Annotated in this window: 12 protein-coding genes; 9 read left to right on the forward strand and 3 right to left on the reverse strand. The window is 67.0% G+C overall.

Going from position 1 to position 14,634, the window contains the following annotated elements; genetic code table 11:
* Positions 1-5: 5 nt before the first annotated feature.
* From carA to AC1DBN_RS01060, 9 genes are all read left to right on the forward strand, one after another.
* Positions 6-1,316 carry a glutamine-hydrolyzing carbamoyl-phosphate synthase small subunit gene (gene carA, locus AC1DBN_RS01020; RefSeq protein ID WP_231994280.1) on the forward strand — a complete coding sequence of 437 codons (1,311 nt, stop codon included), beginning with the start codon at positions 6-8 and terminating at the stop codon, positions 1,314-1,316.
* Positions 1,316-4,645: a carbamoyl-phosphate synthase large subunit gene (gene carB, locus AC1DBN_RS01025; RefSeq protein ID WP_477722444.1), complete on the forward strand. Its 3,330-nt coding sequence runs from the start codon at positions 1,316-1,318 to the stop codon at positions 4,643-4,645. Before carA ends, carB begins: the two co-directional genes overlap by 1 nt.
* A complete protein-coding gene (pyrF, locus tag AC1DBN_RS01030) occupies positions 4,638-5,510 on the forward strand; it encodes an orotidine-5'-phosphate decarboxylase (protein ID WP_477722445.1) in 873 nt (290 codons plus the stop codon). The genes carB and pyrF overlap by 8 nt, the downstream gene beginning before the upstream one ends.
* Before the next feature lie 123 nt (positions 5,511-5,633).
* Positions 5,634-5,951, forward strand: coding sequence for an integration host factor, actinobacterial type (gene mihF / locus AC1DBN_RS01035; RefSeq protein ID WP_015937189.1), 318 nt, complete (start codon positions 5,634-5,636; stop codon positions 5,949-5,951).
* A gap of 52 nt (positions 5,952-6,003) precedes the next feature.
* A complete protein-coding gene (gene gmk / locus AC1DBN_RS01040; protein WP_426762915.1) occupies positions 6,004-6,597 on the forward strand; it encodes a guanylate kinase in 594 nt (197 codons plus the stop codon).
* A gap of 15 nt (positions 6,598-6,612) precedes the next feature.
* Entirely contained in the window at positions 6,613-6,873 is a 261-nt protein-coding gene (rpoZ, locus tag AC1DBN_RS01045; RefSeq protein ID WP_003800778.1) for a DNA-directed RNA polymerase subunit omega, read from the forward strand.
* A 36-nt stretch (positions 6,874-6,909) separates the two neighbouring features.
* On the forward strand, positions 6,910-8,157 hold the full coding sequence (gene coaBC, locus AC1DBN_RS01050) for a bifunctional phosphopantothenoylcysteine decarboxylase/phosphopantothenate--cysteine ligase CoaBC (protein ID WP_091720419.1): 1,248 nt from the start codon (positions 6,910-6,912) through the stop codon (positions 8,155-8,157).
* 87 nt (positions 8,158-8,244) lie between these two features.
* Positions 8,245-9,480 carry a methionine adenosyltransferase gene (gene metK, locus AC1DBN_RS01055; protein ID WP_091720416.1) on the forward strand — a complete coding sequence of 412 codons (1,236 nt, stop codon included), beginning with the start codon at positions 8,245-8,247 and terminating at the stop codon, positions 9,478-9,480.
* Positions 9,481-9,586: 106 nt separating this feature from the next.
* Positions 9,587-11,713, forward strand: a complete 2,127-nt coding sequence (locus tag AC1DBN_RS01060; protein WP_091720413.1) for a primosomal protein N' — start codon at positions 9,587-9,589, stop codon at positions 11,711-11,713.
* A 27-nt stretch (positions 11,714-11,740) separates the two neighbouring features.
* Here the strand turns inward: AC1DBN_RS01060 and AC1DBN_RS01065 are convergent, their stop codons facing one another.
* The 3 genes from AC1DBN_RS01065 to AC1DBN_RS01075 are packed head-to-tail and all read right to left on the reverse strand — an operon-like array spanning position 11,741 to position 14,627.
* The gene (locus AC1DBN_RS01065; protein ID WP_091720411.1) at positions 11,741-12,817 is read right to left on the reverse strand and encodes a glycosyltransferase family 4 protein; all 1,077 of its coding nucleotides are present in this window, start codon (positions 12,815-12,817) and stop codon (positions 11,741-11,743) included.
* Positions 12,814-13,743, reverse strand: coding sequence for an alpha/beta fold hydrolase (locus AC1DBN_RS01070; RefSeq protein ID WP_477722446.1), 930 nt, complete (start codon positions 13,741-13,743; stop codon positions 12,814-12,816). Before AC1DBN_RS01070 ends, AC1DBN_RS01065 begins: the two co-directional genes overlap by 4 nt.
* A gap of 8 nt (positions 13,744-13,751) precedes the next feature.
* Positions 13,752-14,627, reverse strand: a complete 876-nt coding sequence (locus AC1DBN_RS01075; protein WP_091720407.1) for an aldo/keto reductase — start codon at positions 14,625-14,627, stop codon at positions 13,752-13,754.
* Positions 14,628-14,634: the final 7 nt, after the last annotated feature.

Raw genomic sequence — 14,634 nt, forward strand, 5'->3', positions numbered from 1 at the left:
ATACAGTGACTTCAACCACCGCCACCCCGGCAGCCCCCGCTGCGCTCGTCCTCGAAGACGGACGCATCTTCCGCGGCACCAGCTACGGCGCCACCGGAACCGCCCTGGGCGAAGCCGTCTTCGCCACGGGCATGACCGGCTACCAGGAGACCATCACGGATCCCTCCTACGCCCGGCAGCTGGTGGTCCAGACCGCACCGCACATCGGCAACACCGGCGTCAACAGCGAAGACGCCGAATCGCGCCGCATCTGGGTGGCCGGTTACATCGTCCGCGACGCCGCCCGCCGTCCCTCCAACTGGCGCTCCGAACGGTCCCTGGACGAAGAACTCGTCGAGCAGGGCATCGTGGGTATCCAGGGCGTGGACACCCGCGCCATCACCCGCCACCTCCGCGAACACAAGACCATGCGGGCCGGCATCTTCTCCGGCGACGCCGCCCTGGCAACCGACAAGGAACTGGTGGACGCCGTCCTCGCCAGCGCCCCCATGGAAGGCGCCCGCCTGGCCGAGGAAGTCAGCGTTGACGAAGCCTACGTGGTGGAACCCAAGGACCACGGCTGGGACGCCGAACCCCGGTTCAGCATCGCCGCCATTGACCTCGGCATCAAGGCCATGACCCCCGTCCGGTTCGCCGAGCGCGGTGTTCGCGTCCACGTCCTGCCCGCCACCGCCACACTGGAGGACGTCAAGGCGGTCAACCCCGACGGCTTCTTCATGTCCAACGGACCCGGCGACCCCGCCACCGCCGACGCCCAGGTCAAGCTGCTCCGCTCCGTCCTGGACGAGAAACTGCCGTACTTCGGCATCTGCTTCGGCAACCAGATCCTGGGCCGTGCCCTCGGATTCGGCACCTACAAGCTCCGCTACGGCCACCGCGGCATCAACCAGCCCGTCATGGACCGCCGCACCGGCAAGGTGGAAATTACCTCCCAGAACCACGGCTTTGCCGTGGACGCACCGCTCGACGGCGCCACCCAGGCCCCGGAGGAGCGCTACGGCCGGGTGGAGGTCAGCCACGTCAGCTTGAACGACGACGTCGTGGAAGGCCTCGCCTGCCTCGACATCCCGGCTTTCTCGGTGCAGTACCACCCCGAGGCCGCGGCCGGCCCGCACGACGCCGCGTACCTGTTCGACCGCTTCATCGACCTGATGGAAGGCACCCGGGACGGGAAGACCGCCAACGAGTCCAAGGATCCCGTGGACTCCGCCCACCCCGCGAACGCGGACAACACTGCGGCTGACAAAGCAGCAGCGGGCAGCGCAAAATCCGCCGCGCCGAAAAACTCTGACACCAAGACTGAGGACAAGAAGTAATGCCCAAGAGAACTGACCTTAAGAGCGTCCTGGTCATCGGTTCCGGCCCGATCGTCATCGGCCAGGCCGCCGAATTCGACTACTCCGGTACCCAGGCACTGCGTGTCCTCAAGGAGGAAGGCCTCCGCGTCATCCTCGTGAACTCCAACCCCGCCACCATCATGACCGACCCCGAGTTCGCCGACGCCACCTACATCGAGCCCATAACCCCCGAGGTGGTGGAGAAGATCATCGCCAAGGAACGCCCGGACGCTGTGCTGCCCACCCTGGGCGGCCAGACGGCGCTCAACACGGCTATCGCGCTGGACAAGAACGGTGTGCTCGAGAAGTACAACGTGGAACTGATCGGCGCGAACATCGCCGCCATTGAGCTCGGCGAAGACCGCGAAAAGTTCAAGGGCGTGGTGGAGCGCTGCGGTGCCGAATCCGCCCGCAGCCACATCATCCACTCCATGGACGAAGCCCTTGAGGCAGCCAAGGACCTTGGCTACCCGATGGTGGTCCGCCCCTCCTTCACCATGGGCGGGCTGGGTTCCGGCCTGGCCTACAACGAGGACGACCTCCGCCGCATCGTCGGCCAGGGCCTCCAGTACAGCCCCACCAGCGAGGTCCTGCTCGAAGAGAGCATCCTCGGCTGGAAGGAATACGAGCTCGAGATGATGCGGGACAAGAACGACAACGTGGTTGTCGTCTGCTCCATCGAGAACTTCGACCCCGTGGGCGTGCACACCGGCGACTCCATCACCGTGGCGCCGGCCCTGACCCTGACCGACCGCGAGTACCAGAAGCTCCGTGACGTCTCCATCGCAGTGATCCGTGAAGTGGGCGTGGACACCGGCGGCTGCAACATCCAGTTCGCCATCGACCCCGCCACTGGCCGCGTGGTGGTCATCGAAATGAACCCCCGCGTTTCCCGTTCCTCGGCCCTGGCGTCAAAGGCCACCGGGTTCGCGATCGCCAAGATCGCCACCAAGCTGTCCCTGGGCTACACGCTCGACGAGATCCCCAACGACATCACCCAGAAGACCCCGGCGTCCTTCGAACCGACGCTCGACTACGTGGTGGTCAAGGTTCCCCGCTTCGCGTTCGAGAAGTTCCCGGCTGCGGACAACACCCTCACCACCACCATGAAGTCGGTAGGCGAAGCCATGGCCATGGGCCGCAACTTCACCGAAGCCCTGCAGAAAGCCCTCCGCTCCCTGGAGCAGACGGGCTCGCAGCTGGACTTCAGCTCCGTCCCGGAGTACGAGGTCGCCGAGCTCATCGAAAAGGCCAAGCGCCCCACCACGGACCGCCTGTACCAGGTGCAGCGCGCCCTGCTGGGCGGCGCCACCGTGGAACAGCTCTTCGAGGCCACCAAGATCGATCCCTGGTTCCTCGACCAGCTCGAACTCCTCAACGAGGTATCCCGGGAGATCCGCCAGGCAGGCGCCCTCACCACGGACATGCTGCAGCGCGCCAAGCGCCACGGCTTCTCCGACGAGCAGATCGGTGCCCTGACGCACAACTCCGAGGCAGTGGTCCGCGGTGTCCGCCAGGCCCTGGGCATCCGCCCCGTCTACAAGACCGTTGACACCTGCGCCGCCGAGTTCGCCGCGTACACGCCGTACCACTACTCGGCTTACGACGAGGAGGATGAGGTTGCGCTGCACTCCAAGCCGTCCATCCTGATCCTCGGCTCGGGCCCCAACCGCATCGGCCAGGGCATCGAGTTCGACTACTCCTGCGTCCACGCGTCCATGGCGCTGCGCAAGGCCGGCTACGAGACCGTCATGGTCAACTGCAACCCGGAAACCGTTTCCACGGACTACGACGTCTCCACCCGCCTGTACTTCGAGCCGCTGACGCTTGAAGACGTGCTGGAGGTCATTGCAGCTGAGGAACGCACCGGCGGCGTCATGGGTGTCTTCGTGCAGCTCGGCGGCCAGACCCCGCTGAAGCTGGCCCAGCAGCTGGCCGACGCCGGCGTGCCCATCCTCGGCACCTCCCCGGAGGCCATCGACCTTGCCGAACACCGCGGCGCCTTCTCCCGCGTGCTGGACAAGGCCGGCCTGGTATCCCCGAAAAACGGCACCGCCGTGTCCTTCGAGGACGCCAAGAAGATCGCCGACGAAATCGGCTACCCGGTGCTGGTCCGCCCGTCCTACGTCCTCGGCGGCCGCGGCATGGAGATCGTCTACGACGAGCCCAACCTGTCCCGCTACATCGCCAACGCCACCGAGATCACCCCGGACCACCCGGTCCTGATCGACCGCTTCCTGGAAGACGCCGTCGAAATCGACGTCGACGCCCTCTTTGACGGCACCGACATGTACCTGGGCGGGATCATGGAGCACATCGAGGAAGCCGGAATCCACTCCGGGGACTCCGCCTGCGTTCTGCCGCCCATCACCCTTGGCACCAACGTGCTTGATCGCGTCCGGACCGCCACCCGTGCCATCGCCGAGGGAGTCGGTGTCCGCGGCCTGATCAACATCCAGTTCGCGTTGGCCTCCGACGTCCTGTACGTCCTCGAGGCCAACCCGCGGGCCTCCCGCACGGTGCCGTTCGTCTCCAAGGCCACCGGCGTCCAGATGGCCAAGGCGGCCGCCCTGATCGGGACCGGAGTCACCATCAACCAGCTTCGCACCGCCTACAAGATGCTGCCGGAAACGGGTGACGGTTCCACCCTGCCCCTTGACGCGCCCGTGGCGGTCAAGGAAGCGGTGCTGCCGTTCAGCCGCTTCCGCACCGTGGAAGGCAAAGTGGTTGACTCCCTGCTCGGCCCCGAAATGCGGTCCACCGGGGAGGTCATGGGCATCGACAAGCATTTCGACACGGCCTTTGCCAAGAGCCAGGCCGCCGCGAACAACGCCCTGCCAACCGAAGGAAAGATTTTTGTTTCGGTGGCCAACCGCGACAAGCGCTCGGTGATCATGGGAGTGAAGCGGCTCTCCGACCTCGGCTTCGAGATCGTGTCCACCGGCGGCACCGCGGACGTCCTGCGCCGTAACGGCATCCAGGCCACCCCCGTGCGCAAGGTTGCAGAAGGCTCCAGCGCCGAGGGTGAAGGCACCATCGCGGATCTGGTGATCGCCGGCGAGATCGACATGGTCTTCAACACCCCCTCGGGCGGAGAAGCCCGCAGCGACGGCTACGAACTCCGCGCAGCCGCAACGTCCATCGGCATTCCCTGCATCACCACGGTGGCCGAGTTCAACGCGGCCGTGCAGGCGATCGAGGCCATGCGCACGTACGAATGGTCCGTCACCAGCCTCCAGGAACACGCCGCAGCCCTGGGCGAAGCCCAGAAGACGGCAGCCGCGAAGGCAGACCTGCAGCATGCCTGAGCAGGTACCAGCGCAAGCTGAAGCGCGGGGCCGGGAGTCGTTCGGCTTCCGGCTCGGCGCCGCCATGGCCTCCCGCGGCCCCCTGTGCGTGGGCATCGACCCGCACCCGGCACTGCTGAAGAGCTGGGGATTGGCCGACGACGTCGCGGGCCTGCGCCGCTTCTCGCTCACCGTGGTGGAGGCGGTGGCGTCGCTCGCTGCCGCGGTCAAGCCGCAGGTGGCGCTCTTCGAGCGCCATGGCTCCGCCGGCATGGCAGTGCTGGAGGAAGTCCTGGCTGAGGCGCGGGACCAGTCCGTCCTGACCATCGCAGACGCCAAGCGCGGCGACATCGGCTCCACCATGGCCGCCTACGCTGACGCCTGGCTGCGCGACGAATCCCCGCTGGCTGCAGACTCTGTCACCCTCAGCCCCTACCTCGGCTTCGAGTCCCTGCGCCCGGCGCTGGACCTCGCGGCCGAGACCGGGCGCGGCGTCTTCGTCCTGGCGCTGACCTCCAACCCGGAGGGTGCCTCCGTGCAGCACGTCGGGGGAGCGGACTCGGTGGCACGCCGGATCACGTCCGCAGCAGCCCGCGAGAACGAGCGGTACCAAGGAAGCCTGGGCTCGGTAGGCCTGGTGGTGGGGGCCACCGTCGGCAGCGCCCTGGTGGACCTTGACCTTGACCTCGCAGCCGTCCGGGGCCCCATCCTGGCTCCCGGGCTGGGCGCCCAGGGGGCAACGCCGGCTGACCTGCGGGCCACCTTCGGGGATGCCTATCCGCTGGTCCTGGGCACCTCCAGCCGGGACATCCTGGCTGCGGGCCCGGAACACCGGGGACTGCAGGAAGCCGCGCAGCGGACCCTGGCAGGCCTGCGCCAGGGTTGAACCGGGGAATAGTTCCCGGTTTGCACCCATCCATTGATTCATCCAGCACCAGAGGGTAGTTTCAGGACAGGTCCAAGGGCGGCCGCCCTTGGATAAATTCCGCCGATTCCGGGGGTATGCGCCATGGTACTGCGACCGTTGTCCGCGTCGGAACGGGCCGAGGCCCTGGGCAAGGCGGCAGCCGCACGGGCAGCCCGGGCTGCCGCCAAGGAAAGCCTCAAGAACGGCAAACGGTCCGCAGCCGACATCATCGACTCGGCCGCCGCCGACGACGCCCTGGCGAGGATGCGGGTGTCCGAACTCCTCGAAGCGTTGCCGGGCATTGGCAAGGTGCGGGCGGCCGCCATCATGGAACAACTGGGCATTGCCGCGTCCCGCCGGGTCCGGGGCCTCGGCGTTCACCAGCGGCGGGCGCTGGTAGATTTTATAGACGAACATTAGGGCCGGCCGGCGCCGGCCCACCCGAAACCCCCAAACCTCGGCAAAGGAATACGTGAGCAAGAAACCCGGACTGACAGTCCTCGCAGGTCCGACAGCTGTTGGCAAAGGCACCGTATCCACCTACATCCGCGACAACTACCCCGAGGTCTGGCTCTCCGTCTCAGCCACCACCCGCGCCCCCCGCCCGGGTGAGGTGGACGGCGTGCACTACTTCTTCAAGTCCACGGAGGAGTTTGAACGGCTCATCGCGGAGGGTGAACTCCTGGAGTGGGCAGTAGTGCACGGCCAAAACACCTACGGCACGTTGAAGAGCACCGTCAACGAGGCCATTGAGGATGGGCGTTCCGTCCTTCTGGAAATCGACCTCCAGGGTGCGCGCCAGGTCAAGGAAGCCGTTCCGGACGCCAAATTCGTGTTCCTCGCCCCGCCCACCTGGGACGAAATGGTGCGCCGGCTCGTGGGCCGCGGCACAGAAACCCCCGAAGAACAGCAGCGCCGACTGGAAACCGCTAAACTGGAACTTGCTGCTGAACCGGAGTTCGACCACACCGTCATCAATGACGACGTCCGCCGGGCAGCGGACGAGCTTGTTTCACTCATGGGGCTGACCCCTCATGCACACCTGCAGGAACCGTCAGCCCGCTAGAATTTTGGAGAATTCGTGTCCACGAACCTTGAAGGCATCATCAACCCGCCGATCGACTCGCTGCTCGAAGCAGCCGACTCCAAGTACGGCCTGGTGATCTTCGGTGCCAAGCGCGCTCGGCAGATCAACGCCTACTACGCTCAGCTGCACGAGGGACTCTTCGAGTACGTCGGCCCGCTGGTAGACACCAAGCTGAACGAGAAGTCCCTTTCGATCGCCCTCCGCGAGATCAACGAGGGCAAGCTGGTATCCACACCGATCGAAGCCGCAGAGTAACAATCTGCCGCATGACGTGCTGCTGACGGAGGTCACGTGCGCATAGTCCTCGGAGTCGGGGGAGGGATAGCCGCCTACAAGGTGGCATCGCTCCTCCGGCTTTTTACTGAAGCCGGCCACCATGTCACGGTCATCCCCACGGAGGCGGCAACCCGCTTCGTCGGGACCGCCACCTGGGAGGCCCTCTCCGGCAACCCCGTGAGCAACAGCGTCTTCGACGACGTCCACCAGGTCAACCACGTCCGGCTGGGCCACGAGGCAGACCTCGTGGTCATCGCCCCGGCCACGGCCGACCTCCTGGCCAAAGCAGCCACGGGCCAGGCAGGCGACCTCCTCACCAACACGCTGCTGATGGCCCACGGGCCTGTTCTTTTCGCGCCCGCCATGCACACCGAGATGTGGCAGCACCCCGCAACCCGGGCCAACGTGGAAACACTCCGCGGCCGCGGTGCGGCGGTACTGGAACCGGCCTCCGGCAGGCTCACAGGCTCGGATTCCGGGCCGGGACGGCTGCCCGAACCTGACGCCATCTTCGACGCCGCCATGGCACTGGTCCACGGGCAAACCGATTTCCAGCTTCCGCTGGCCGGCAAGACCGTCACCATCAGCGCCGGCGGAACACGCGAACCACTGGATCCCGTCCGCTTCCTGGGCAACCGGTCCTCCGGCAAGCAGGGCGTCGCCCTGGCCGTCGCCGCCCGGAACGCCGGGGCAACCGTCCGGCTTTTGGCAGCGCACATGGAAGTTCCGCCGCCCCCCGGCGTCGAGGTGGTCAACGTCGAAACTGCCCTGCAGTTGCGCGAGGCCGCGCTGGCAGCCGCCGCTGATTCCGACGTCGTCATCATGTCCGCCGCCGTGGCAGACTTCCGCCCTGCGGAAATCTCGGACACAAAAATCAAGAAACGCGACGACACTGCAGATCCCGTCATCACCCTGGTCCGCAACCCGGACATCCTGCAAGAGCTCGTCGAGCGCCGCAACCAGGGCGTCACCGGTCTTGCAGCGGACGGCCAGCTCATTGTGGGCTTCGCTGCCGAAACGGGCGACCAGCACGGGGACGTCCGTGCCTACGCGGAGGCCAAACTCCAGCGCAAGGGCTGCGACCTGCTGGTGGTCAACCATGTCGGCTCGGACAAGGTCTTCGGCAAGGACACCAATTCGGTGGTCATCCTGGCCCGTTCCGGCTCCGAACCCCAAGAGGCGTCCGGCACCAAGGCAGACGTTTCCGCGGCCATCATCAGCCGCATCGGCTTCGAACTGAACCAGGTGTCGCCCCGGGCGTGACGTGTTTAGTACCACGTTTGCTTAGTACCGTGACATCCCGCGACGTCTCCCGACGGCCGCGCGTGATCCAACCAGTAAGGTAGTTGAGTGACTTTACCGCTGCACCTTCACCAGACCTCCGGGGCTACGCCCTCGTCCCTTCGGCTCTTCACCTCGGAGTCCGTCACCGAAGGCCACCCGGACAAGATCTGCGACCAGATCAGTGACGCCATCCTGGACGCCCTCCTTGCGGCCGATCCGGAGTCGCGCGTAGCCGTGGAAACCATGGCCACCACCGGGCTGGTGCACGTGGCCGGCGAAGTCACCACAGACGCCTACGTGGAGATCCCGCAGATTGTCCGGGAGACCATCCTTGGCATCGGCTACGACTCGTCCGCCAACGGCTTCGACGGCGCACGCTGTGGAGTGTCGGTGTCCATCGGGCAGCAGTCCAATGACATCGCCGGCGGAGTGTTCAATTCCCTCGAGGCCCGTGAAGGACGCCAGGAGGACGACTACGACCTCCAGGGCGCCGGCGACCAGGGCCTGATGTTCGGGTATGCGAGCGACGAAACGCCGTCCTACATGCCCACCCCCATCTGGCTGGCGCACCGGCTGTCCGAACGCCTCACGGAAGTCCGCAAATCCGGCGAACTTGCTTACCTGCGCCCCGATGGCAAGACCCAGGTCACGGTAGGTTACGACCACGACAGGCCTGTGTCTGTTGAAACCGTGGTGATCTCGAGCCAGCACGCTGAGGGCGCCAGCCTGGAGCAGCTCCGGGCCGACCTCGCTTCCGTCGTCATCAAACCAGTCCTCGCCGCAGCGAACCTCGACATTTCCCGGGCGGCCAACATCCTCAACCCCGCCGGCGAATTCGTCATCGGCGGTCCCGTGGGTGACGCCGGCCTGACCGGCCGCAAGATCATCGTCGACACCTATGGCGGCATGGCCCGCCACGGCGGCGGCGCATTCTCCGGCAAGGACCCGTCAAAGGTGGACCGTTCTGCCGCGTACGCCATGCGATGGGTCGCCAAGAACGTCGTGGCCGCCGGACTGGCCAAGCGCGCCGAGATCCAGATCGCGTACGCGATCGGCCAGGCCCGCCCCGTAGGCACCTACGTTGAAACGTTCGGCACCGAGACGGTTGACCCTGCACAGATCAGTGCGGCCATCGCCGAGATCTTCGATCTCCGCCCGCGGGCCATCATCGACGCCCTGGACCTGAAGCGCCCCATCTACGCCAAGACGGCAGCGCACGGACACTTCGGCCGGGACGATCCCGACTTCACCTGGGAACGCCTTGACCGCGTTGAGGACCTGAAGGCCTACTTCAACGCCTAGCCTCCAGGCTGCGGGGGACCGCGCCGCCGTTCACGGGCCGCGCGGATGTCGGTGCCCCGTGGTTGGCTGGCCTTTTCCGCCCGGGAGCTGAACGGAGGTAGCCGCCATGGCCGAAGACTCCGCACAGCCCGCCCTGGATCTTTCCGTCCAGGGCGGCGGGCCCGTCCAGCCCACGCTGCTGCAGGGCTTCCCTGCCAGCACCCAACCAGTCGGCATACCCCTTGCCGAACACCTGCCGGTGGCGCGGGTCATGGTGGAATCATCCCTGCCGCACCTCGACCGCCCCTTCGACTACGCCGTCCCCGCAGCCATGGACGCCGACGCCAAGCCCGGGGTCCGCGTCAAAGTCCCCTTCAACGGCCAACAGCTCAACGGCTTCCTGATGGACAGGCTTTCCGTTTCCGACGCCGGCCACACGCTTGTGCCGTTGGCGAAGGTGGTCTCCCCGGTGCCTGTCCTCATCCCGGCGGTGGCAGAACTCGCCAACGCCGTTGCAGCCCGGTATGCGGGCACCGTCAGCGACGTCCTTCGGCTCGCAGTGCCGCCACGCATGGCCAGGCTGGAAAAGGAATATCTTTCCGGTCCCGAAGAAGCAGTGTCCGTGCCGGCCAGCCGTGAAGCCGAGGGCAGCCCGTCCTTCGGCGCGTGGGCCGGCTACCGCAACGGCATGGCCTTCCTCCGCCACCTCTCCGCCGGCGGATCCCCCCGCGCCGTCATCAACCCGCTGCAAGGCTATGGCCCGTCCGGCTGGCCCCAACTGCTGGCCGAGGCCGTCGCCGCCACCTACGCCGCCGGGCGCGGAGCCGTGGTGGTGGTACCGGACTACCGCGACCTTGACCGGCTGGAGCAGGCTCTCAGGGCACTGATTCCGGTGGAGGCGGTGGCCAGGCTCACCGCCGACGACGGGCCCACACCGCGGTACCGCAGTTTCCTGCGGCTCCTGGCCGGCACTGCCCGGGTTGCCATCGGCACCAGGTCGGCTGCGTTCGCGCCAGTGGCCAACCTGGGCCTGGTGGCTTGCTGGGACGACGGTGACGATCTCCACATTGACCAGCGCGCCCCCTACGCCCACACCCGCGAGGTCCTGCTCCTGCGCGCCGAACAGGAAGGTACGGCCTGCCTCCTTGCCGGCCATGCCCGGAGTACCGAGGTCCAGAGACTGGTTGACGCCGGCTGGGCCCTGCCCGTTGAACCGGACCGGCAGACCATCAGGCGCACGGTACCGCGGGTCCTCAATACCGCAGACAGCTTCGAACAGGAACGCGACCCCCTCGCCCGGATCGCACGCCTGCCCGGTGCCGCGTGGCGGGCCGCCAAGGGAGGGCTCGAACGCGGGCCTGTCCTCATCCAGGTGGCGCGGGCAGGCTACGCGCCGTCACTGGTATGCGAATCCTGCCGCGAACCTGCCCGGTGCGGCAACTGCCAGGGGCCGCTGGCCCTCGGCGGAAGCTCAGCCATACCGCAGTGCCGCTGGTGTTCGACGCCGGCACCGGACTGGCGGTGCGTGCACTGCACCGGGCGGCGGCTTCGCAAGGGCGCCACGGGCGTGCTGCGGACGGCGGAGGAACTGGGGCGCGCCTTCCCCGGCACCACCGTGGTGACATCTTCCGGTGATCATGTGAAGGCCGCAGTAGGCCATGGCAAGGCTCTCGTGGTGGCCACGGTGGGAGCTGAACCGGTGGCCGAGGGAGGCTACGCCGCAGCACTGCTGCTGGACGGCGATTCGTTGTTGCGCCGCGAAACCCTGCGCGCCGGCGAGGACACCGTCCGGCGGTGGTTCAACGCTGCAGCCCTGGTCCGTCCCGCTTCCGAGGGCGGGCTGGCCGTCATCACTGCCGGGGACACAGCTGCGGTGGGTGCGCTGCTGCGCTGGGATCCGGCGGGCTACGCCCAGCGGGAACTGTCGCTGCGGGTAGAACTCCAGCTTCCCCCCGCCGTCCGGATTGCCTCCGTTACAGGCCCGCGGGCCGCCGTCGAACACTTCACCGGGGCAGTCTCGGCAGACCTGGCCGGCTCCGGCATCCTTCTGCGCATGGCAGGTCCAGCCCCGGTGCTGCCGGCCGGACCGCCGGCAGCCGGCCGCTCCGGCGAGGACGTCCGGACCCTGCTGTTCTTCCCCTACGGCCAGGCCGCCGTCGTCGTCCGCGTCCTGCGCGCTACCCGTTCTGCGGTGGCTGCCAAACGGGCCTTCGATCCCTTCCAGCTCCGCCTGGACGGCGTGGACGTCCTCTAACGGAGGCGGCTCCGCGGCGGACGGTTGCTACCGGCGCCGTTTCGCCACGATTTCCCGGGCCGTGTCCATCAGCTGGCGTGCTGATTCATCCCAGGTGAATTCTTTGGCGCGGATAACGGACAGCCGGGAGATCTCCTGCCAGTGCCCGTCATCCTGCAACCGGGCCACGGCCTCCGAGAACTGGGAGGGCGAGGCGGGGTCGACGTAGGTGGCTGCGTCCCCACCCACTTCGCGGAAGATCGGAATGTCGCTGGCGATCACGGGCGTCCCCAAGGCCATGGCTTCCACGAGCGGAAGGCCATAACCTTCGGCGCGGGACAGGCTCACCAGGGCAGTGGCCGTACGCAGGTAGGAGTCGTACTCCGCGTCCGTCACCCCGTTGTGGAAGACCACTGAGGCTCCGGCCGGGACCAGCAGCTCCAGCTCTGCGCGCCGCCCGGGCGTGATCCGGCTCAGCAGGTGCAGGGTGTAGCCGGGCAGGCCGGCCATCCCCGCCAGCATCGTTTCCACGTTCTTGTAGGGCATGAACGAGCCCATGTAGACGATGGTCTTGTCGGCGCCGTCGCCGGGACGGCGCGGTTGCTGCGCAGGCTGGGGCGCGTTGCTGATGATCCGCACCGGACGCCGGGTCAGGCGGTACTTGGCGATCAGCGCCTCAGTGGTCCGGCTGATGGTGGCCACGGTGTCGGCCCGGTTGAGGAGCAGCCGCTGGGGCCAGTAGGCCTTGTGGTACAGCCGCCACAGCAACCGCACGGGCGGGGGGAGGAACCCGGGCGGGGCGGGGTGTTCGTAGTAGATCAGGTCGTGCAGCGTCAGTACCAGCCCGTACTTGCGTCCCCAGGTTCCCATGGTCTGCATGGGACAGACCACCACATCGGCGTTCAGGGGGTTCACCTTGCGCGCAACGAACAGTTCCAGCGGTGAGAGCGGACTGTTGATGAGGGTGTAGGGAACGTCAGGCAGCAAGGCCAGTTGCCGTTTGTCCGAGATCAGCATGCTGACGTCCGCGATCTTCGCCGTGGCCGCGATCAGGCTGGCACCGTAGCGGCTGATGCCGTCGTGGTGGTCGGTCCGGGTAAAACGGGCGTCGATGACGATCTTCACGCGGGGTGGTCCTTCAGGAAGGTTCGGATATGGCGGGCGGCCGGTTCCGGCGTCTCGTAGTGGATCAGGTGCCCGACGCCGGGGATCACTTTGAGTTCGGCGGCAGGCAGGAGCGCCAGGAGTTTGTGCTGGTCCGGCAGAGTGGCGATCTCGTCTTTCTCCCCGGCGATCAGCAGCACGGGAAGTTTGAGGCCGGCCGCCACTTCGCTGACGTGGTGGCTGACCGAGGCCGTGAAGGACTCCAGCAGGCTGTCCCTGTCAGCGAAGGAACTGAAGTAGGCGTGGTGCTGGCCATGGATGAAGGCGCGGAGCGCCCTGTCTCCGGTCTTTGCCATGGTTTCACTCATGATCCGGACAATCAGCGGGTTGCGGAGCAGCGCCTGGCCGGCCTTGTTGGGGAGCCGGGCGGCGAGGCGGTAGTAGAGGACCGCCAGCCTGGTCATGATTCCCTTGGGGCCCTCAAGGGCCGGGGCGGCGATGGGATTGACCAGGATAAGCGGGTTCACGGCCCCCGGGTGGCGGGCTACAAAGTGCGAGGCGACGATGGACCCGAATGAATGCCCCAGCAGAACCGTGTCCGGCCCGAGGGACAGGGCCTCCATGAACGCCGTGATGAACCGGCCGTACTGTTCCACCGAGTGGGCACCGGACGGGAAAGCCGCGGAACTTCCGAAGCCGGGCAGGTCCGGCATGATGATCCTCATGTCGGGGAGCTCGTCGGCAACCCGCAGGAGTCCGTGGTGGTCACCGCGGAATCCGTGGATGACCAGGATGGTCCGTGTTTTTGGCTGCACCTGCACCGGCTCGTAGGTCCAGTAGGCAACTGCCGCGCCGTCAAGGTCCAGCGTCGAAGCGGTGGTGCGGGCCGCCAGGTCCGCACTGAAGAAGCTGGGCGTGCCGGAGCCGCCCGGGTGTGTTGTGTTCATGCGGGGTCCTAGTTGACGTTGTCCGGGTGGGAGCCGGTGCGGTGACCGCGGTCCAGGCCTGCGAGCGCCGCCATGTCCCGGGATGACAGCTCGAACCCGAAGACATCAAGGTTCTCTCTGATGCGTGCTTCTGAGCTGGCCTTCGGGATGGCGACGTGGCCCAGCTGCATGTGCCAGCGGAGAATGACCTGCGCGGGTGTCCGCCGGTGTTCGGCAGCGCAGGCCTGGATGACGGGGTCGGCCAGGACCTGGCCGCGCCCCAGGGGGCTCCACGCCTCGGTCAGGATGCCGAGTTCCTGGTGCTTGTGGCGGAGCTCCTCCTGCTGGAGCCAGGGGTGGAGTTCGATCTGGTTGACGGCCGGCACCACTTCGGCAGTCTGCAGGAGCCGGTCCAGGTGGACCGGCTGGAAGTTGCTGACGCCAATGGCCCGCACCCTTCCCTCCCGGTACAGCGTTTCGAGGGCACGGTAGGTTTCCGGGAACAGACCCTTGCGCGGGCAGGGCCAGTGGATGAGGTAGAGGTCCACGTAGTCCAGCCCCAGGTTGACCATGGAGTCATCGAAGGCGCGCAGCGCTGCGTCGTAGCCGTGGTGATCGTTCCAGAGTTTCGTGGTGACGAAGATGTCTTCCCGGGAGATCCCCGGAAACAGTTCCCCGGATCCTCCGCTGATTCCCGCGGACGGGGAGCTGAGCTGGGCGCTGAGGCCCCGTGCCACGCCCGTTTCGTTCCCATACATGGCAGCTGTGTCAAAGTGGCGGTAGCCGGCGGCGAGCGCTGCCTGCACCAGCCCTGCGGCGTCGGCAGGGGGCACCTTGTAAAGCCCGAACCCGAGCTGGTTGATCAGCACGCCGTTGTTCAGGCTCAGCCGCGGTGAGGTTTTCATGGTTCCG

This window comes from Pseudarthrobacter sp. 10T415, from assembly GCF_056394175.1.